18 protein-coding genes and 1 pseudogene are annotated in these 19,316 nt (G+C 73.5%); 9 read left to right on the top strand and 10 right to left on the bottom strand.

What is annotated here, in order from left to right:
* The first annotated feature begins 86 nt into the window (after positions 1 to 86).
* On the top strand, positions 87 to 1,265 hold the full coding sequence (locus ACF07N_RS31680) for a mannosyltransferase family protein (RefSeq protein ID WP_392119624.1): 1,179 nt from the start codon (positions 87 to 89) through the stop codon (positions 1,263 to 1,265).
* 227 nt (positions 1,266 to 1,492) lie between these two features.
* Positions 1,493 to 2,488, top strand: a complete 996-nt coding sequence (locus ACF07N_RS31675; RefSeq protein WP_392119621.1) for a phosphatase PAP2 family protein — start codon at positions 1,493 to 1,495, stop codon at positions 2,486 to 2,488.
* 68 nt (positions 2,489 to 2,556) lie between these two features.
* Here ACF07N_RS31675 and ACF07N_RS31670 read toward each other — a convergent pair whose 3' ends face one another.
* Positions 2,557 to 2,766: an I78 family peptidase inhibitor gene (locus ACF07N_RS31670; RefSeq protein ID WP_392119618.1), complete on the bottom strand. Its 210-nt coding sequence runs from the start codon at positions 2,764 to 2,766 to the stop codon at positions 2,557 to 2,559.
* 431 nt (positions 2,767 to 3,197) lie between these two features.
* Between ACF07N_RS31670 and ctaD the strand changes: the two are divergent.
* Positions 3,198 to 4,724, top strand: a pseudogene (ctaD, locus tag ACF07N_RS31665) (cytochrome c oxidase subunit I); the annotation flags it as partial.
* A gap of 43 nt (positions 4,725 to 4,767) precedes the next feature.
* Here ctaD and ACF07N_RS31660 read toward each other — a convergent pair.
* Genes ACF07N_RS31660 through ACF07N_RS31650 form a run of 3 tightly spaced genes read right to left on the bottom strand, consistent with a single transcriptional unit; the run spans position 4,768 to position 7,675 of the window.
* Positions 4,768 to 5,808 carry a helix-turn-helix transcriptional regulator gene (locus tag ACF07N_RS31660; RefSeq protein WP_392119616.1) on the bottom strand — a complete coding sequence of 347 codons (1,041 nt, stop codon included), beginning with the start codon at positions 5,806 to 5,808 and terminating at the stop codon, positions 4,768 to 4,770.
* A gap of 39 nt (positions 5,809 to 5,847) precedes the next feature.
* A complete protein-coding gene (locus tag ACF07N_RS31655; RefSeq protein WP_392119613.1) occupies positions 5,848 to 7,137 on the bottom strand; it encodes an ABC transporter substrate-binding protein in 1,290 nt (429 codons plus the stop codon).
* The gene (locus tag ACF07N_RS31650) at positions 7,112 to 7,675 is read right to left on the bottom strand and encodes a hypothetical protein (RefSeq protein WP_392119611.1); all 564 of its coding nucleotides are present in this window, start codon (positions 7,673 to 7,675) and stop codon (positions 7,112 to 7,114) included. Before ACF07N_RS31650 ends, ACF07N_RS31655 begins: the two co-directional genes overlap by 26 nt.
* A gap of 154 nt (positions 7,676 to 7,829) precedes the next feature.
* On the opposite strand from ACF07N_RS31650, the gene ACF07N_RS31645 reads away from it, so the two are divergent.
* The 3 genes from ACF07N_RS31645 to ACF07N_RS31635 are packed head-to-tail and all read left to right on the top strand — an operon-like array spanning position 7,830 to position 11,691.
* Positions 7,830 to 8,315, top strand: a complete 486-nt coding sequence (locus ACF07N_RS31645) for a hypothetical protein (RefSeq protein WP_392119608.1) — start codon at positions 7,830 to 7,832, stop codon at positions 8,313 to 8,315.
* Positions 8,315 to 11,035 (top strand): ATP-binding cassette domain-containing protein, encoded by a 2,721-nt coding sequence (locus ACF07N_RS31640; RefSeq protein WP_392119605.1) that lies wholly within the window; start codon positions 8,315 to 8,317, stop codon positions 11,033 to 11,035. Before ACF07N_RS31645 ends, ACF07N_RS31640 begins: the two co-directional genes overlap by 1 nt.
* Positions 11,032 to 11,691, top strand: coding sequence for an ATP-binding cassette domain-containing protein (locus tag ACF07N_RS31635; protein ID WP_392119602.1), 660 nt, complete (start codon positions 11,032 to 11,034; stop codon positions 11,689 to 11,691). The genes ACF07N_RS31640 and ACF07N_RS31635 overlap by 4 nt, the downstream gene beginning before the upstream one ends.
* Positions 11,692 to 11,763: 72 nt before the next feature.
* Here the strand turns inward: ACF07N_RS31635 and ACF07N_RS31630 are convergent, their stop codons facing one another.
* Positions 11,764 to 12,393: a transglycosylase family protein gene (locus ACF07N_RS31630; protein ID WP_392119599.1), complete on the bottom strand. Its 630-nt coding sequence runs from the start codon at positions 12,391 to 12,393 to the stop codon at positions 11,764 to 11,766.
* Positions 12,394 to 12,941: 548 nt separating this feature from the next.
* Between ACF07N_RS31630 and ACF07N_RS31625 the strand changes: the two genes are divergently transcribed.
* Positions 12,942 to 13,724 carry a hypothetical protein gene (locus ACF07N_RS31625; RefSeq protein WP_392119596.1) on the top strand — a complete coding sequence of 261 codons (783 nt, stop codon included), beginning with the start codon at positions 12,942 to 12,944 and terminating at the stop codon, positions 13,722 to 13,724.
* Between the two features lie 86 nt (positions 13,725 to 13,810).
* Entirely contained in the window at positions 13,811 to 14,200 is a 390-nt protein-coding gene (locus ACF07N_RS31620; protein ID WP_392119593.1) for a hypothetical protein, read from the top strand.
* Between the two features lie 62 nt (positions 14,201 to 14,262).
* Here ACF07N_RS31620 and der read toward each other — a convergent pair whose 3' ends face one another.
* The 5 genes from der to aroH all read right to left on the bottom strand — a co-directional run bounded on the left by der (position 14,263) and on the right by aroH (position 18,719).
* A complete protein-coding gene (der, locus tag ACF07N_RS31615; protein WP_383333823.1) occupies positions 14,263 to 15,738 on the bottom strand; it encodes a ribosome biogenesis GTPase Der in 1,476 nt (491 codons plus the stop codon).
* A gap of 80 nt (positions 15,739 to 15,818) precedes the next feature.
* Positions 15,819 to 16,466 carry a lysophospholipid acyltransferase family protein gene (locus tag ACF07N_RS31610; RefSeq protein ID WP_392119589.1) on the bottom strand — a complete coding sequence of 216 codons (648 nt, stop codon included), beginning with the start codon at positions 16,464 to 16,466 and terminating at the stop codon, positions 15,819 to 15,821.
* Positions 16,463 to 17,125 (bottom strand): (d)CMP kinase, encoded by a 663-nt coding sequence (cmk, locus tag ACF07N_RS31605; RefSeq protein WP_383349637.1) that lies wholly within the window; start codon positions 17,123 to 17,125, stop codon positions 16,463 to 16,465. The genes ACF07N_RS31610 and cmk overlap by 4 nt, the downstream gene beginning before the upstream one ends.
* Positions 17,126 to 17,274: 149 nt before the next feature.
* A complete protein-coding gene (locus ACF07N_RS31600; protein WP_392119586.1) occupies positions 17,275 to 18,360 on the bottom strand; it encodes a prephenate dehydrogenase in 1,086 nt (361 codons plus the stop codon).
* A complete protein-coding gene (aroH, locus tag ACF07N_RS31595; RefSeq protein WP_383333831.1) occupies positions 18,357 to 18,719 on the bottom strand; it encodes a chorismate mutase in 363 nt (120 codons plus the stop codon). The genes ACF07N_RS31600 and aroH overlap by 4 nt, the downstream gene beginning before the upstream one ends.
* Positions 18,720 to 18,895: 176 nt before the next feature.
* Between aroH and ACF07N_RS31590 the strand changes: the two genes are divergently transcribed.
* On the top strand, positions 18,896 to 19,312 hold the full coding sequence (locus tag ACF07N_RS31590; protein ID WP_383333833.1) for a Rieske (2Fe-2S) protein: 417 nt from the start codon (positions 18,896 to 18,898) through the stop codon (positions 19,310 to 19,312).
* The last annotated feature ends 4 nt before the right edge of the window (positions 19,313 to 19,316 follow it).

Raw genomic sequence — 19,316 nt, 5'->3', positions numbered from 1 at the left:
AACGATGTGGCGTACGCCACTGCCTTCTTCCGCCGGGCACGCCCCGGCCGGCCGGCCGGTTCCCGCTCCCGTCGATAATCGGGCCCGTGACCGATCTCCAGACGCGTGCGGCTCCGTCCCGCGCCGGGGCGCTGCGCCGGGCGGCACCGGCGCTCCTCGGATACGCGGCCGTCCGCGCCCTGGGGCTGCTGGTCCTGTTCGTGTGGAGCGCCGCGCGGGACAAGAGCGGATACACCCTGCTGACGGCCCGCTGGGACGCGCTCTGGTACGTCCGGGTCGCCGAGCTGGGCTACGGCTACGAGGTGCGTCTGGCGAACGGGGACGTCCACTCGAACCTGGCGTTCTTCCCGCTGCTGCCCTGGCTGGAGCGGCTGGTGGCGGCCGTGTCGCCGCTGTCGTACGCGGACGGGGGTTTCGTCGTCGGCGCGCTGGCCTCGCTCGCCGCGGCCTGGGGGATCTTCGCCGTGGCGGACCGGGTGCACGGCCGCCGGGCGGGAGTGTGCGCGGTACTGCTGTGGGCCGCGCTGCCGGTCGGGATCGTGCAGTCGATGGCGTACAGCGAGTCGCTGTTCACCGCGCTCGCCGCGTGGTCGCTGTACGCGGTGCTGACCGGGCGCTGGGTGACGGCGGGTGTGCTGGCCCTCCTGGCGGGGCTGACCCGGCCGGTGGGACTGGCGGTGGTCGCGGCGGTCTGGGCGGCGGCGATCGCCTCCTTCCTCGGGGAGCGGCGTGCGGCCGCCTCCCTCGGGGAGCGGCGCACGCCCTCCCCGGTACGCCGGATCCTCGGCATGCTCCTCGCTCCCCTCGGCACGGCCGGTTACGTGCTGTGGGTCGGCCACCGCACCGGTGGGGGCCCGCTCGGCTATCTCGACGTGCAGGCGGGATGGCGCAACGGCTTCGACGGCGGTTACGCCTTCGCCCGGTTCGTGGCCGGGAAGTTCACGTCGTTCCCCTCGGCCGTGGCGGGCGCGGGGCTGATCCTCGGGGTCGCGTCAGTCGTCTGGCTGTACCTGGCCGGCCTTCGCCGGCGCCAGCCGCTTCCGCTGCTGGTCTACTCGGGCGCCGTCACCGCGCTCGCCCTGTGCGCGTCGAGTTACTTCGGCTCGAAACCGCGCCTGCTGATGCCCGCGTTCCCGCTGCTGCTGCCCCTCGCCCTGGCCCTGGCGCGGCAGCGTACGCGCAGGTCAGCGTGGATCCTGGGGGCCCTCGCCGCCGTCTCCTCGGTCTACGGGGCGTTCTGGCTGAACGGCTCCGGTCCGCCCTGACCCGCTGTGAGCGCCCGGAGAATTCCGCCCCATCCCCCGGTGAACGAATTCAAAAGCGCAATAAAACCCGACCCGGAATGATCAAAGGAATTGAAGGTCACGGCGGCACGCCGATTGCAGATTCGCTGGAAATAAACCTCCTCCTGAGAGGAATCCCACATCACATCGTCATCACAAAGCCGTTGATTCGACAGGGATCCGAGCTCACTCGCTGTAACGTCGATTGGGTGCGTACCGAACCGAAGCTCACCCGTCTGGACCGGGTGTTCGCCCGGCTGGACCGTGAGCCGGAACGACCGGCCCACATCGATGTGCCGAAGATGAGCAGACACCGCGTGGTGCTCCTCGCGGCGACGCTCGCCTTCTACGGCGCCATCGTGTGGGCCGTGGTGATCACGTCCTGGCTGGTGCGGCTCGACTGGCAGGTGATGTTCTTCCGGCCGTACCAGCAGTGGTCGGAGATCCACTGGTTCGTCGACTACTACGTGGTGCTCGGCCAGCGCGGCCCGACCGCCGTGATGGTCGCGGCCTGGCTCGGCTGGCGCTCCTGGCGGCAGCACACCCTTCGCCCGCTGCTCGCGCTCGGCGTCTCCCTGCTGCTGCTGAACGTCACGGTCGGGGCCGCGAAGTACGGCATGGGCCGCCTCGGCCCGCACTACGCGACCGTGATCGGCTCCAACGAGATGTGGCGCGGCGGCGATATATTTCCGAGCGGTCACACCGCCAACGCCGTGGTGACCTGGGGAATCCTGGCCTACATGGCCTCCACCCCGCGAGCGCGCCGCTGGCTGTCGGCCGTCTCCGCCGTGACGTCCCTCGGGGTCGGCATGGCCACCGTCTACCTCGGTACGCACTGGCTGAGCGATGTGCTCCTCGGGTGGGCGGCGGGCCTGCTGATCCTGCTGGCGCTGCCCTGGTTCGAGCCGCTGATCGCCCGTTCCGAGGCCAGGATCCTCGATCTGCGCGACCGCCTGCGGGACCGCCGCGGCCGGACCGCGACCGCCCCGGTCAGCGCGCCGCCCGTGGTGGTCACGCCGCTGCCCGTCGACCTGGACGACGTACCCGCCCGCTCCTCCCGGGCCCCGGTCTATCTGGCGCCGGGCCCGCACACGGCCCGCTCGGAGCGCACGCCCACGACCCCGGCCGGCAGCCGCCGGCCGCCCCACCCGGAGCGGCATCCGCGCGGCTCCGCCTCCTCGGCCCGCCCCCTGACGGGCGGCTGAGCGCGGCACACGCCCCGGCAGACAGCGCGAAGGCCCCGGTTCCGCGTGAACCGGGGCCTTCGCCGGTCTCAGCCCTTCCAGGCCCGGGCGACCCGGCCGCCCTTGACCTCGAAGTTCAGCCTGCCCGTCCGGTACTCCATGGTGATGATCGCCCCCGGCGGCAGGGACCGCACCGTGGGCCAGCCGCGCTCGCGCGCGAGGCGTTCGGCCCGGTCGGCGTCCAGGCCGACGTAGGCGTCCGGGGTGTCGTCGGGTTCCGCGGAAGGTGTCGGTGCCATGCCGCCACGCTATGTCCTGCCCGCCGGGCGCGGAAGGCCGGGCCCGCACCGGTGGTCACTGTCCGCGCCCGGTCACGCTTCTGTCACAAGATCACGACAGGCGTTTCGTAGGCCGCGGATCACACGGACGAGCGGTTCGTTGGGCCTTCCGCAGGCATTCCGCCGTAATTACCGCGCGTGCGGTGAGCTGATGGAAAGGCCCGGTGCAAAGGGCCGGAAGAAGGGGATCCCGTTGCCTGCTCGCATTACCCCGCAGGACCGGTCCGGCACGGCCGCCGCCGTACGGGAATTGCCTCGCTCCGGCCCGGCAGAGACCGGTACGCCCCCTGTCGGGGCAGGCGTGGGCGCGAGCATCATGGCAGGGCTCGCGGGTAGGTGAGGCGCGGGCTGTGGCGGGCCCGGCACGCGAGGAGCGAAGGGGCGAGCGAGCGATGGGGACACAGACCGTACAGGCGACGGTGCCGCCCGAGCAGCGGACGCGGCACGGCCGGGTGGTGGTCGACTGGCTCACGACCACCGACCACAAGAAGATCGGCCACCTCTACCTGATCACGGCGTTCGGGTTCTTCCTGGTCGCCGGTGTGATGGCGCTGCTGATGCGAGCCGAACTGGCCCGCCCGGGGCTTCAGGTCATCGACAACCAGCAGTTCAACCAGCTGTTCACCATGCACGGCACGATCATGCTGCTGCTGTTCGCCACCCCGACCTTCGCGGGGTTCGCGAACGAGCTGATGCCGTTGCAGATCGGCGCGCCCGACGTCGCCTTCCCGCGGCTGAACATGTTCTCGTACTGGCTGTTCCTGTTCGGCGGGCTGATCGTGCTCGGCTCCCTGCTGGTGCCCTCGGGGCCGGCGGACTTCGGCTGGACCGCCTACGCCCCGCTCAACAGCGCGGAGCGCACACCGGGCATCGGGGCCGACCTGTGGATCATGGGGCTGGCGCTGTCGGGCTTCGGCACGATCCTCGGCGCGGTCAACTTCATCACCACGATCATCGGGATGCGCGCCCCGGGCATGACGATGTTCCGGATGCCGATCTTCACCTGGAACACGCTCTTCACGTCGATCCTGATCCTGATGGCGTTCCCGGTGCTGGCGGCGGCGCTGCTGGTGCTGGAGGCGGACCGGCGGTTCGGCTCGCAGGTCTTCGACGCGGCCAACGGCGGGGCGATCCTGTGGCAGCACCTGTTCTGGTTCTTCGGCCATCCCGAGGTGTACATCATCGCGCTGCCGTTCTTCGGCATCATCACGGAGATCATCCCGGTCTTCAGCCGCAAGCCGCTGTTCGGCTATCTGACGCTGGTCGGGGCGACCATGGCGATCACCGGCCTGTCGATGATCGTGTGGGCGCACCACATGTTCGCGACCGGCGCGGTGCTGCTGCCGTTCTTCTCCTTCATGAGCTTCCTCATCGCGGTGCCGACGGGCGTGAAGATCTTCAACTGGACCGGCACCATGCTGAAGGGCTCGCTGTCGTTCGAGACGCCGATGCTGTGGGCGACGGGCTTCCTGGTGACGTTCCTGTTCGGCGGGCTGACCGGGGTGATCCTGGCGTCGCCGCCGCTGGACTTCCACGTGACGGACACGTACTTCGTGGTCGCGCACTTCCACTACGTGGTCTTCGGCACGGTCGTCTTCGCGATCTTCGCGGGGTTCTACTTCTGGTGGCCCAAGTTCACCGGGAAGCTGCTCGACGAGCGGCTCGGCAAGATCCACTTCTGGACGCTGTTCACCGGCTTCCACACCACGTTCCTGGTGCAGCACTGGCTGGGCGCCGAGGGCATGCCCCGCCGGTACGCCGACTACCTCGCGGCGGACGGCTTCACAGCGCTCAACACGGTGTCGACGATCGGCGCGTTCCTGCTCGGCGCGTCGACTCTGCCGTTCCTCTACAACGTCTGGAAGACGGCCAGGTACGGCGAGCGGGTCGAGGTCGACGACCCCTGGGGCTTCGGCCGCTCCCTGGAGTGGGCGACCTCCTGCCCGCCGCCGCGGCACAACTTCACGACGCTGCCCCGGATCCGCTCGGAGTCGCCGGCCTTCGACCTGCACCATCCGCAGTACGCGGCGGTGACTGCGCAGCCCGAGCCAGAGCGCCATCAAGCCGGTCACGAGTCCTCCTGACCGCGTCGACCAGCTCGGCCGGCTCCACCACCTCGAACTCGAAGCCCAGCATGACGACGTGGATGACCATCACGTCGAGGCTGCCGGCCCCGCAGCGCAGCAGGCAGGTGTCCGGGCCCTCGGCCTCCAGCACTCCGGCGGAGGGCGAGATGTGCGCGGCGGCCTCCTCCAGGGGTGCCAGCACCCGGACGACGGCGTGGGTGGCGTACACCCGCGTGGAGACGCCCTGGGAGACGTAGGCGGCCAGGTCCTCGGCGGGCGGGTCGCGCGGGACGAAGCGCGGGCCGTGCGGGGGCTTGGGGGTGATGCGGTCGACGCGGAAGGTGCGCCAGTCCTCCCGGTCCAGGTCCCAGGCGACCAGGTACCAGCGGCGCTCGGTGCACACCAGCCGGTGCGGTTCGACGCTGCGGCGCGACTCGGTGCCGTCGTGGCCCCGGTAGGCGAAGCGGAGCCGTTCGGCGTCCCGGCACAGGTGGGCGAGTTCGGTCAGCACGGCCGGGTCGACGGAGGAGGGCAGCGAGCTGCGGAGCATGGGCACGGTGACGGCGTTGAGGGCGCCCACGCGGCGGCGCAGCCGGTCGGGCAGCACCTGCTCCAGTTTGGCCAGGGCCCGTACCGAGGTCTCGCCGATGCCCTCGATGCCCTGTCCGGCGGCGGTGCGCAGCCCGACCGCCACGGCGACGGCCTCGTCGTCGTCGAGGAGCAGCGGCGGCAGCTGGGCGCCGGCGCCGAGCTGGTAGCCGCCGCCGGTGCCGGGGCTGGCGTTGACCGGGTAGCCGAGCTCGCGCAGCCGGTCGACGTCCCGGCGCAGGGTGCGGGCGCTGACGCCGAGCCGGCCGGCCAGGTCGGCACCGGACCACTCGCGGTGGGCCTGGAGCAGGGACAGCAGACGCAGCAGGCGTGCCGAGGTCTCCAACATGGGGCCGAGTCTGCCAGCCCTTGCGGACAGTCACTGTCCTCAAGGCGAGTAGGCCAGTTGGGGGACGGTGAAGCAGGTGCGGTTCATGTCGCCCTGGCTCACCCAGCCCCGCCCGTCGCGCCAGCGGGCCACCGACAGGCAGGTGTCCCTGGTTCGCGGCGGGTCGGGCAGCCGGGCGAAGCCGACGGGGAGCAGCAGCCCGCCGGCGGTGTAGCCCCGGCTGTGGTCCATCCAGGCGTCGAGGCACGCGCGCGTGATGCCCGTCCGCGCGCAGGACCGCGCGGCGTCGGTGAACCAGCGCGCGGCCGCCCACCCCTCCAGCTGCCACTGCGAGTGCGTCTTCAGGTCCTTCGTCGCCTCGCGGAACTCCCGTACGGCCGGGTGGCCGGTGTCCTCGAAGTTGCGGCTGGCGCCGGTCGCCCAGAGGGCGTTGCGGCAGCGCGGGGCGTCCTCGTAGGCGTCGGGGACGGTGGACGTCCAGTTCTGCACGTTGGTCACCTTGGCGGTGACGTGGGCGCCGACCTCGTCCATGGCCCGGCACAAGCGGGCGTTGCCGTGTCCGTCGAGGGCGTCGAACACCAGGTCGGCGCCCTGTTCCTTCAGATCGGCCGCGACGGCGCGGAAGTTGGGCAGGGCGAAGTCGACCTGCTCGGTGACGACCCGGTAGCCCTCGGCGCGCAGGCCCCGCTCGACGAGCCGGGCGTAGGCGGCGGAGGCGGACTGGTTGTAGGAGACGACGGCGGCGGTGCGGGCGCCGTGCTCGCGCTGGAAGTAGCGGTAGACCTCGGTGCCGCCGTACAGCTCGCCGCCCCAGCCCGGGGTGCCGTCGCGGGGCGCGAGGCTGCCGTAGATGCCGTAGAGATGGGGGTAGGTGTCGTAGGCGGCGCCGATGGGCTGGCCGCCGATGTCGGGCACCCGCGCGCGGGAGACACGGGAGGCGCCCGCGTAGTCGAGGGCGGTGGTGGCGACCAGCGCGACGACCTTCTCCTGCTCGACGAGCTTGTCGACGCACTCGAGGTTGCCGACGCCGCTGCCGCCGTCGTCGCACAGGCGCACCTCGACCCGGCGCCCGTCGATGCCGCCGCGCGCGTTGAGCCGGTCGAAGTAGGCCCTGGCCCCGTCGCGCGGGCCGGTGAAGGCGCTGCCGCCGACCGGGCTGGTGGCGCTGGTGACGATGCCGACCTTCAGCGGCGCGGCCTCGCGGGCCGGCGCGGGCGTGCGGGCGCCGCGCGTGAAGTCGCTCTCCGGGAGGCGGCTGCCGCAGGCCGCGCTCAGCGCGAGGAGCAGTACGGCGACGATCGCCTCAGCAGCCCGGGACGGGCGACCCATTGCCGCTCATCTGGACCAGCGAGCACAGGGTCTTGACGGACACCTTCCAGGTGCCCTGCTGCTCGACGGCCGTGCCGGAGGCGTCCGGCAGGGCGGTGGCGCCCTTCAGGGTGAGCGTGTACGTCACGGTCGCCTCGGTCGCCGAGGTGAACTCGACCTTGGTGACCCGCGCCTGGACCTGCCCGCCGCGCTCGTCGCCGCTGAAGGCCCGCAGCACCGGACCCATCCGGTCGCCGTTCTCCAGGACGGCCTGCTTGTCCTCCGTCGAGGTCTTCGGGTCGAAGAACGTCTGCCAGTTCTGCTTGATCTCCGCTTCCGCCGCGGCCCGGTCGGCCGGCGCGGTGGCCGGGGCGCTGGTGGTCCGCTCCGCCGTGGGTGTGGGGGGCGTGGACCCGCTGCCTCCGCCGTCGTCGTCGCTGCAGGCCGCCAGGGCCGGGACGAGCGCCAGGACCAGGGCGGCAGCGACCGCCGTGCCCCGTCCCGCCGTGCGCGGACCCCCCGTCGCGTTCCCCCGCTCGAGGTCGCTGCCGAGAACCATCTGGCTCACCACCGGGTGTCGGTCCGGGCCATGTGCGCCCGGTGCTTTCAGGGTCGGCTTCCACAGGGCATAGTGCAAGCGATCGGCGTACTTGACCAGGCAGCCAGACACGCGCACAGCCGTCACCGACGTGTGGGAGCCAGTGATCCGAGTGATGCGGACGAGCCGACTGCGCACCGTGCACCCCGTCCTGTGGGCCGGCTGGGCCGCGCTGGCCGCCGGCGCGGTGCTGTGCGTGGTCGGCTGGTACGGGATCTCCGGCGAGCGCCACGCCGAACGGCAGCTGCCCTACCTGGCCTCCTGCACGGTGCCCGGCGCCGCGCTGATCGTGGCCGGGGCGGTGCTGCTGGCCCACGGCCGGAGCACGATCGCCGCCGCGCGCGTGGAGGAGCTGTACGGCCTGCTGGTGGCGGCCGGGCCCGGCGAGGAACCCGAGGGGGCCGGGAGCGGACGGCCGGTGTCCGGGCCGCTCGCGGTCAGCGGTGAGCTGCTGATGGTGCCGGGCGGCACGCTGTGGCACCGGGCGGACTGCCCGCTGGTCGCGGGGAAGGCCGAGGCGGTGCCGGTGGACTCCGAGCTGCTCGCGAGCGGTGAGCTGAGCCCCTGCCCGATCTGCGATCCGGCCGAAGAAACCGACTGATGTCCTCGCTGACGTACGACCTGACCCTGGCCGGCCTCTCGGTCGGCAGCGCGGCGGCGCTCACCGGGATCGGCCTGATCGTGACGTACCGGGCGACCGGGGTGCTCAACCTCGCGCACGGCGCCATCGCGATGGTGTGCGCGTACGCGCTGCGCCAGTGCGTGGTCGAGTGGGGCTGGCCGCTGTGGCTCGGGGCCGCGGTGACCCTGCTGGTGCTGGCGCCGGGGCTGGGAGTGGTGCTGGAACGGTTCGTCTTCCGGCCCCTGTCGGTCCTGGGCTCGGACCCGGCGCGGACGCTGGTGGCGTCCCTCGGGGTGTTCGTGCTGCTGGTGGGCGGGGCGGCGCTGCTGTGGGGGCAGGGCGCCAGGGACGACGCGCCGGAGCTGGTACCGGACGAGCCGTGGGGGCAGCTGACGGTGGTGCTGGTGCTCGCCGCCGGGGTCGCCGTGGTGGTGCGCCGGACGCGGTTCGGGCGGGAGCTGCGGGCGGTGGTCGACGACCGGCGGCTCGCCGCGCTGGGCGGCATCGACGCGGACCGGGTCGCGGCGGCGGGCTGGGCGTTCGGCTCCTTCACGGCCGGTCTGACCGGTGTGCTGCTCGCCCCGTACGTGCGGCTCGATCCGTACGGGCTGCCGCTGCTCGTGACGGAGGTCGTGGCGGTGGCGGTGGCCGCGCGGATGCGGAGCCTGCCGGTGGCGGTGGTCGCGGCGCTGGGCATCGGGGTGGCGCAGAGCCAGCTGACGCGCCTGCACCCGCCGGGCTGGGCCGGGCCGCTGCTCCAGGCGGCCGGCACCAACCTGTTCGTCGTCGCGCTGCTGGTCGCGGCGCTGGTGCTGCCCGGCGTCGGGGCCAGGGACGCGCTGCCGCGCCCGGCGGGCGCGCGGGTACCGGCGCCGCCCGGCGCGTGGATCGTCGCGGGCGTGCTGTTCCTGCTGCCGCTGGGTCTGGCCGGCCGCGACCTGCACACCTCGGTGCAGGTGCCGGCGCTGGCCGTGATCCTGCTGTCCCTGGTGGTGGTGACCGGGCGCGGCGGCCAGATCTCCCTGGGGCAGGCGGCGTACGCGGGTCTGGGCGCGCTGTTCACCGCCCTGCTGGCGGCCGGCCGCTTCCCCGGGCTGCCGCGCCTGCCGGAGCTGGCGGCCCTCGCGGTGGCGGTCGTCCTGGTGGCGCCGCTGGGCCTGCTCACCGGCTGGCCGGCGATCGGCCGCCGGGGCCTGGCGCTGGCACTGGCGACCTTCGCCGTCGGCGTGGGGGTGAGCCGCTTCGTCTTCGCCCAGCCGTACGCCACGTCGGGCCTGACGCTGGGCCGCCCGGCGGGTTTCGAGGGGGACCGGGCCTACTACGTCCTGGAACTGCTCCTGCTGGCGGTCGCGCTGCTGGCGGCGCACGGGCTGCGCCGGGGGCGGACGGGCCGGGCGCTGGCTGCCGTGCGGGACCACGAGGCGGGAGCGCAGGCGGCGGGCGTGCGGGTGCCGTCCCTGAAACTGCTGGCCTTCGTGGCGGGCGCCGCGCTCGCCGCGCTGGGCGGCGGCATGCTCGGCATGGGCCTGCGGGCCTTCGACGCGGCGGCGTACGACCCGGTGCGGGGTCTGCTGTGGTTCGCGGCGGTGGTGGTGCTGGGCGCCGACAGCACCCTGGGCGCGCTCGCCGGCGCGGCTCTGCTGGTCGGCCTGGACGCGGGCGCCCGCGGTGGGGTCGCGGCGGCCCTGATCGGTGTCCTGGCCATCCTCGTGGGCCGCTTCCCCGGGGGCCCGGACGAGGCGCTGCGCACGGCTGCGCAGCGCCTGCGCCTGCGGCGTGCCCCGGTGCTGACGCCGGTCGGGGCCGGGGCGCGCGAGCGGCTCCAGCGGGGTTCCGCGGAACCGGTGCGGCCCCGCGGAACCCCGCTGCCCTCCGGAGCGACAGGAGTGTCGCGTGCGGCGCGGGACCCGGGGCACGCCGGGACGGCCGGGACACCGCCCGGGCCCCCCGAGGCCCCGTCCCCGCCCTCGCCCGTGCGCACCGCCCGGCCGCCCCTCCCCGCCTCCCCCCTGCTCACCGCCCGCCGGCTGCACGCGCGCTACGGCGGCTTCACCGCCCTCGACGGAGTCGATCTGGACCTCTTCCCCGGGCGGGTCACCGCGGTCGTCGGTCCCAACGGAGCCGGGAAGAGCACCCTGTTCCACTGCCTGGCCGGGACCCTGCGCCCCACGCGCGGGGCGGTGGCCCTGGGAGGGCGGGACATCACCGCACTTCCGGCCCACGCCCGCACCCGGCTCGGTGTCGCACGGACGTTCCAGCAGCTGGCCGTCTTCCCCACGCTGACGGTGGCCGAGAACGTCCGGGTCGGCGCCGAGCAGGGCCGGGTGGCCGATCCGGGCGCCGTGGAACGGACCCTGAGGCTGCTCGGGCTGGACGGGCCGGTGCGGGCACGGCCCGCCGCCGGGCTGCCCACCGGGACGCTGCGCCGCGTCGAACTCGCCCGGGTCCTCGCGGGCGGCCCCCGCGTGCTGCTGCTCGACGAGCCGGCCGCGGGCCTGGACACCGCCGAGGTGAACGCCCTGACCCGGGTGCTGAGGGCCCTGGCCGCCGACGGGACGGCCCTGCTCGTCGTCGAGCACGACCTGGACCTGGTCGCGGATCTCGCCGATGTCGTCCATGTGATGACCGCGGGCCGGATCGTCGCCTCGGGCCCGCCCGGGCGCGTGCTGGACGCCCTGGGGACGGGGGCCGGCCGGTGACCACCGTCTCCCTGCGCCAGGCGCGCGTGCGCTACGGCCCCCTGGAGGCCCTGCACGGGGTCACCCTCGCCGCCCCGGGCCCGGGTCTGACCGTGCTGCTGGGCCGCAACGGCTCCGGCCGGACGACCGCGCTGCGTGCCCTGGCCGGGACGGTGCCCCTGGCGGACGGCGCGGTGGTGTGGGACGGCACCGACGTGACACGGATGCCGGCGTTCGAGCGGGCCCGGCGCGGGATGTGCCTGGTCCCCGAGCGGCAGGCGGTGTTCGGCTCGCTCACCGTCCGCGAGAACCTCGACCTGGCCGCCCCCGACCACGGCACTGCTCTCGACGCCTATCCCCAGCTGCGCCCCCTGCTGGAGCGGCGGGCCGGCACCCTGTCCGGCGGCGAGCAGCGCATGCTCGCCCTGTCCCGGGCCCTGCTGGCACGCGCGCGCGTGGTGCTGGTCGACGAGCCCGCCCAGGGCATGTCGCCCGCGGTGGCGGCGCGCACGTACGAGTTGCTGACCGCGCTGGAGGCGTGTGTGGTGGTCGCCGAGCAGCGGCTGCCGCCCGCTCTGCGGGAGCGGACCGCGCGGGGCGGCCGGGTCGCGCTCGTCTACGAACTGCGCCGCGGCGCGGTCGTGTTCGCCGGGGAGGCGGGCGAGCTCACGCGCTGACCCGGCAGGCCGCGGCCCCGTCCGGCCGGACGGCCGGACGGGGCCCGTGTCCCGGCGAGGGGGAGCAGCGGCTCAGAACTCGAGACGCAGGCCGGGCACGATCATGTCGGGATCGCCGCCGATGACGGCCCTGTTGGCGGCGTAGAGGCGCTGCCAGGTGGTGCCGTGCCGGGCGGCCACGGAGCTCAGCGTGTCGCCCGGGCGGACGGTGTGGCCGCCGTGGCCGGCGCCGCGCTCCGGCTGGGCCGCGGTCCGCGCCGGCGCCTTCGCGCGCTTCTCCGGTGCGGACCGGGTGTTCACCGGGCCGGCGGCGGGTGCGCTGCCGCTCGCCCCCGCTCGCGCCGAGCAGACGGGCCAGGCGCCCCATCCCTGGGCCTGCTGGACCCGGGTCGCGACGGCGATCTGCTGTGACCTGCTGGCGCGGTCGGCGGTGGGCGCGTAGGCCGTGCCGCCGTAGGCGCGCCAGGTGGAGGGGGCGAACTGGAGTCCGCCGTAGTAGCCGTTGCCGGTGTTGATGTGCCAGTTGCCGCCGCTCTCGCACTGGGCGATGCGGTCCCACACCCCGCTGTCGGCCGCCGTGGCGTTCCCGGTCGCGGCCAGCAGCCCGAGGGGCGCGAGGAGTGCCGCCCCGGCGAGGACCGCCGTCGTACGCACCTGGTTCTTCCGGCCGTTGCCGCGAGCGCTATGGGCACATTCGGACATGCGATTCCCTCTCGACGCACTCGGGGTCCCCCGAGGCGGCACGCCACCGTCCGGCACCATGGGGTGCGGGGTGGCGCTCGCCCCGCCCGCCGGTGGTGGCGCTGTGCGCGGTTCCCGAGGGACCCGTGCGGCCGGCGGACGTACCCGAGCGGTGCTCGATGCACACGGCCGAGGAATGTAAGGACGCCGGCGGTCCGGCATCAACCGGTCGCCCGTCGTGGCAGGCCAGTTCACCGATACCTCGGGTAACGGCCATTTCCGGACACCCACTTCATTCGCGGATTTCCGGATTTGTCGACCCAGTGACGCGATGATCTGTGACCCACTTCACCACTTCAACGCCCCCTGCAGACAACCCAGTTGACGTTGAGTGCGCGATTCCGCGCGTGCGGTGACCCTGCGCGGCGGTTGGTTCGATTCCGTTCGCTCCGGGGCGTGACTCCCGCCACAGATCGCCCGTTGTCATCTTCATGAGCCGGGGCCGACCCGGACCACGGGCCGGGAGCCACCCGGCCTCGCCACGCACCGCATCCCCGAGGGAGCCACCCGTGCCGCGCATGCTCGACGTCAGCGACGAGGTACGCGCCGAGATCGGCGACGAAGAAGCCGACCGCCTGCTCGCCGGAGAGACCGCCCCGGGCAGTTACGACTGCACGTCCTGCCGCACTCCGGGCGACTCCGAACAGGAGCGCACCAGCACCGTCCTGTTCATCGGGGACGAGACCGCCGTCCTCGCCTTCGCCCACGCCGGCTGCCTGCCCTCACAGGTCGTCCAGGTCACGGAGGAGCAGTTGCAGGGCGCCGTGAAGTCCATCACCGGCGACACGGTCGACCTGGAGCCCGACAAGATGGTGCCCGAGCAGGCGGTGCTCGGCGTGACCAGCGGACTCGTGCTGATCGGCGGCGAGTTGCACCCGGCCCTGGTGGTGGAGCCGACCGCGCCCATCGCCCGGCCCGGCACGACCGGCACCGGCGACGACTTCCTGCCGCTGCTCATCGAGCAGGGCTTCATGCCGCTGACCGAGCTGTCCGCCGTGCCTCCGGTGCTGCACGGCTGGTCCGTGCTGCTCGCGGTGGGCCGGCTGCACGCGGTGCTCCAGCCGGGCGGCAACGGCGGCCAGCCGGTGGCCTGGTGGCAGGCGCACCAGCCGCTGCAGGTCACCGAGAGCTGGCGCGCGGCGGCCAACAAGCACCAGCGGGTGCTGATGTTCGCCGCGCCCGTCGGCTCGATCGGCCGCCAGCCGCGCGAGGACCTGCTGCGGGACGCCCTGGACAAGGCGGCGGCGAACGGCAAGCTGGTGGCCGCGGCCCTGCCGCTGGCCGGCACCTGATCCGGGCGTCACCCGCGCGGCCCGTGTCCGCGCGAAAGCCGTAACCGGGGCCGCATCCCTTGACCCGCGAGGTCGTTTGGACATACGTGCACGCATACGAGGTTCCCCGCCGCCAGTCCTTCTCGTCGATCCCCTCAGCGCGGTCGGCTCAGGACTCCCAGGGCGGCCCATCGGCCACGCCGATCTACGACGCGCTCTACGCCGAGTACGTCAAGTCCTTCCGCGCGCTGCCCGGCGACCGCAGCGGCGAGGAGAAGCTGGGCTTCACCGCCTTCGGGAACATTCCGCACAGTACGGGCTCGTACAGCCATGGCCACGGCAGCTCCTACAGTGCCTACAGCGCGGGCGCGCAGAGCGCCCGGCACGCCGCGGGTCAGCAGCCCCAGTGGCAGCGCGTGGGAACCATCGGCTCGCACGGCACGCAGATGCACCACGTGCCGGCCGCGCTGCCGCCGGGCCGGCGCAGAGGCGTCTGAGCGAGCACCGGACAGCGGTGAGGGGCGGCCCCGACGGGGCCGCCCCTCACCGCTGTGTCGTGCTACTTCTTCTTGCCGCGCTTCTCCCGCACCCGCACCGAGATGTGGATCGGCGTCCCCTCGAAGCCGAACTCCTCACGCAGGCGGCGCTCGATGAAGCGCCGGTAGCCCGCCTCGATGAAGCCGGAGGCGAACAGCACGAACCGCGGCGGCTTGGTGCCCGCCTGCGTGCCGAACAGGATGCGCGGCTGCTTGCCGCCCCGGACCGGGTGCGGATGGGCGGCGACCAGCTCGCCGAGGAAGGCGTTCAGCCGGCCCGTCGGCACGCGGGTCTCCCAGCCGGCCAGGGCCGTCTCGATCGCCGGGACCAGCTTCTCCATGTGCCGCCCGGTGCGGGCCGAGACGTTCACGCGCGGCGCCCAGGCGACCTGGCCGAGCTCCGTCTCGATCTCCCGCTCCAGGTAGTAGCGGCGCTCCTCGTCGAGGGTGTCCCACTTGTTGAACGCCAGGACGACCGCGCGGCCCGCCTCGACGGCCATCGTGACGATGCGCTGGTCCTGCACCGAGATGGACTCGGAGGCGTCGATCAGGATGACCGCGACCTCGGCCTTCTCCACGGCGGCGGCGGTGCGCAGCGAGGCGTAGTAGTCGGCGCCCTGCTGCAGGTGCACCCGCTTGCGGATACCCGCCGTGTCGACGAACTTCCAGGTGACACCGCCGAGTTCGATGAGCTCGTCGACCGGGTCACGAGTGGTGCCCGCCAGCTCGTTGACGACGACGCGCTCCTCGCCCGCCACCTTGTTCAGCAGGGAGGACTTGCCGACGTTGGGGCGGCCGATCAGGGCGATGCGGCGCGGGCCGCCGATGCCGCCCCCGCCGAACGTCTCACGGGGCGCCTCGGGCAGCACCTCCAGGACCTGGTCGAGCATGTCGCCCGTGCCGCGGCCGTGCAGCGCGGAGACCGGGTAGGGCTCCCCCAGGCCCAGCGACCACAGGTAGGCCGCGTCGGCCTCGCCGCTCGGGCCGTCCACCTTGTTGGCGCACAGCACCACCGGCTTGCCGGCCTTGCGCAGCAGCCGTACGACGGCCTCGTCGGTGTCGGTGGCGCCGACCTTGGCGTCCACGACGAACACGACGGCGTCGGCGGCCTCGATCGCGTACTCGGCCTGGGCGGCCACGGAGGCGTCGATGCCGAGGACGTCCTGCTCCCAGCCGCCGGTGTCGACGACCTTGAAGCGGCGTCCGGCCCACTCGGCCTCGTAGGTGACGCGGTCGCGGGTGACGCCGGGCTTGTCCTCGACGACGGCCTCGCGGCGCCCGATGATGCGGTTCACGAGGGTCGACTTGCCGACATTGGGGCGGCCGACGACGGCGAGCACGGGCAGCGGGCCGTGGCCCGCCGCCTCGATCGCGCCCTCGACGTCCTCGAGGTCGAAGCCCTCCTCCGCGGCGAGCTCCATGAACTCCGCGTACTCGGCGTCGCCGAGCGCCCCGTGGTCGTGCTCGTGCGCGCCCTCGGGCTGGATGTGGTCGTTCATGAAGTCCGTACCTCGTCGTTCATCGTGGTGGTCGGTGGAGTGCCCGCTGTGGTGCGGGCTGATCCACTACTCAGTGTCGCCTAGCGCCTGGTGAGGCGCCTGGCGTTTTCCAGGTGGGCGGCCAGCTGCTTCTGTATGCGGCCGGTCGCCTCGTCGAGTGCCTTGCGCGTGCGGCGGCCGCTGCCGTCGCCGGCTGCGAAGGGCTCGCCGAAGACGACGTCCACGCGCGAGCGCAGCGGGGGCAGCGCCTTTATCAACCGTCCGGGCCGCTCGGAACTTCCCAGCACGGCGACCGGCACGATCGGGGCGCCGCTGCGCACCGCGAAGTACGCGAGCCCGGCGCGCAGCGAGGCGAAGTCGCCCTCGCCGCGGGTGCCCTCCGGGAAGATGCCGAGCACGCCGCCGGCGTCCAGGACGCCGAGGGCGCGGGTGATCGCCGTGCGGTCGGTGGTGTCGCGGTCCACCTTCAGCTGGCCGATGCCGGTCAGGAAGGGGTCGAGCGGGCCGACGAACGCCTCCTTCTTGATCAGGAAGTGCGTCGGCCGGGGCGCCACGCCCATGACCATCGGGCCGTCGATGTTGTGGGAGTGGTTGACGGCGAGGATCACCGGGCCGCTCGCGGGCACCTTCCAGGCGCCGAGCACGCGCGGCTTCCACAGCCCGTACATCAGGCCGACGCCGATGCGCCGCCCGACCTCGGCGCCCCGCGCCGAAGGCAGCTCGGTCACTTCCCGGCCCGCTTCTCCTCGACGAGGGTGACGACGCACTCGATGACCTGGGCCAGCGTGAGCTCGGTGGTGTCCACCTCGACGGCGTCGTCCGCCTTGGCGAGCGGGGAGGTCTTGCGGCTGGAGTCGGCGGCGTCCCGCTTGATCAGGGCCTCGCGCGTGGACTGCACGTCGGCGCCCTCCAGCTCGCCGCTGCGGCGGGCGGCGCGGGCCTCGGCGGAGGCGGTGAGGAAGATCTTCAGGTCGGCGTCCGGCAGCACGGTCGTGCCGATGTCACGGCCCTCGACGACGATGCCCTGCTCGGCGGAGGCCGCGATGGAACGCTGCAGCTCGGTGATCCGGGCCCGCACCTCGGGCACCGCGCTGACCGCGCTGACCTTGGAGGAGACCTCCTGGGTGCGGATCGGGCCGGCCACGTCGACGCCGTCGACGGTGATCGTCGGCGCCTCCGGGTCGGTGCCGGAGACGATCTCGGGCTTGCCCGCGGCCGCCGCGATCGCGGACGGGTCGTCGATGTCGATGCCGTTGTTCACCATCCACCAGGTGATCGCCCGGTACTGGGCGCCGGTGTCCAGGTAGCTCAGCCCGAGCTGGGCCGCCACGGCCTTCGACGTGCTCGACTTGCCGGTGCCGGCGGGGCCGTCGATGGCGACAATCACTGGCGTGGCGCTTTCCACTGTGGGGACCTTCCTGAACCGGGCTGGCGGGGTGAGGGCGCGACTGCCCCGCACAAGGTTACTGGGTGCGGGTCACTCGTCCGGCCGCGCGTCGGTGACGGCGGCGCCCGGGCCGGACGCACCGGCACGGGCTACTGCCGGATCGCCCAGCCCCGCTCCCGCAGCGCGGCGGACAGCACCGGCGCGGCCTTCGGCTCCACCATGAGCTGCACGAGCCCGGCCTGCTGTCCGGTGGCGTGCTCGATCCGCACGTCCTCGATGTTGACCCCGGCCATGCCCGCGTCCGCGAAGATCCGGGCCAGCTGACCCGGCTGGTCGTCGATGAGCACGGCCACGACCTCGTAGACCCGCGGCGCGGACCCGTGCTTGCCGGGGACCCGGATCTGCCCGGCGTTGCCGCGCCGCAGCACGTCCTCGATCCCGCCGGCCCCCTCGCGCCGCTTGTCCTCGTCGGACGACTGAAGCGCCCGCAGCGCCCGCACGGTCTCCTCCAGGTCCGCGGCGACGTCCCCGAGCAGGTCGGCGACCGGCCCGGGGTTGGCGGAGAGGATGTCGATCCACATCCGGGGGTCGGAGGCGGCGATCCTCGTCACGTCCCGGATGCCCTGGCCGCACAGCCGCACGGCGGCCTCCTCGGCGTGCTCCAGCCGCGCGGCGACCAGGCTGGAGACCAGGTGGGGCATGTGGGAGACGAGGGCGACGGCCCGGTCGTGGGCGTCGGCGTCCATCACCACCGGCACGGCACGGCAGTGCGACACCAGTTCCAGGGCGAGGTTCAGCACCTCGGTGTCGGTGTCCCGGGTCGGGGTGAGCACCCAGGGGCGGCCCTCGAAGAGGTCCCCGGTCGCGGCGAGCGGCCCGGACTTCTCCCGGCCCGACATCGGGTGCGTGCCGATGTACGCCGTGAGGTCGAGGCCGCGCGCCTCCAGCTCGCGCCGCGGCCCGCCCTTGACGCTGGCCACGTCGAGGTAGCCGCGCGCCGCGCCGCGGCCCATGGCGTCGGCGAGGACCTCGGCGACGTACGCGGGCGGGGCGGCGACGATCGCCAGGTCGACGGGCCCGTCGGGCGCCTCGTCCGTCCCGGCGCCGAGCGCGGCCGCCGTACGGGCCTGCTCCGGGTCGGGGTCGGCGAGGTGGACGGTGACGCCCCGCTGGGACAGGGCGAGGGCGGCGGACGTGCCGATGAGGCCGGTGCCGATGACGAGTGCGGTTCTCACTGGGCGATGTCCTTGCGCAGGGCGGCCGCGGCGCCGAGGTAGACGTGGGCGATCCCGGCGCGCGGCCGGTCGGACTCGATGTGCGCGAGCACGCGGACGACACGCGGCATGGCGCCCGCGACGTCGAGTTCCTGGGCGCAGATCAGGGGCACGTCGACGATGCCGAGCTTCCGCGCCGCGGCCGCCGGGAAGTCGCTGTGCAGGTCGGGCGTGGCCGTGAACCAGATGCTGATGAGGTCGTCGGCGACGAGGCCGTTGCGCTCCAGGATGGCCGAGAGCAGGGCTCCGACCTGCTCGTCCATGTGCCCGGCCTCGTCCCGTTCCAGTTGGACGGCGCCCCGGACCGCTCGTACCGCCACGGCGATGCTCCTTGCTGACGTGCGTGTCGCTCTAGCTCCGTCCAGCCTAGTCAGCCCTCGCGGACCGGGTGCGCGGCGCCCGCCCGGTGAGACGCCGGGATCGCCGGGACTTGGGTATTTTCTGACCCGACAGAACGGGAAGTCCCTTTCCTCCCCCTCACCCCCGGAGTGACGACATGACCCACGAGACGACGCGCCGCACGGTCCTCCTCGCCACGGGCGCGACGGGCGCGGCGGCACTCGTCGCGGCCTGCGGCGGGGGCGACGACGACGGCTCCACCGCGGCGGACTCCCCCACCGGCCAGGACCGGGAGCTGGCCGCCACGGGCGAGATCCCGGTCGGCGGCGGCAAGATCTTCAAGGACCAGAAGGTCGTGGTGACCCAGCCGGAGCAGGGGCAGTTCAAGGCGTTCTCGGCGATCTGCACGCACCAGCGGTGCTTGCTGGGATCGGTCTCCGACGGCACGGTCGACTGCCCGTGCCACGGCAGCAAGTTCCGCATCGCGGACGGATCAGTGGCCGCGGGCCCGGCGACGCGCCCCCTGCCGGCCGAACAGATCACCGTGGAGGGTGGCACCATCCGCCTGGTTTGACACC

Source organism: Streptomyces sp. NPDC015242 (assembly GCF_043079125.1).
In the GTDB taxonomy this organism is placed as follows: domain Bacteria; phylum Actinomycetota; class Actinomycetes; order Streptomycetales; family Streptomycetaceae; genus Streptomyces.
Note: the sequence above shows the minus strand (reverse complement) of the source record. Positions and strands in the feature narration are given on the sequence as shown.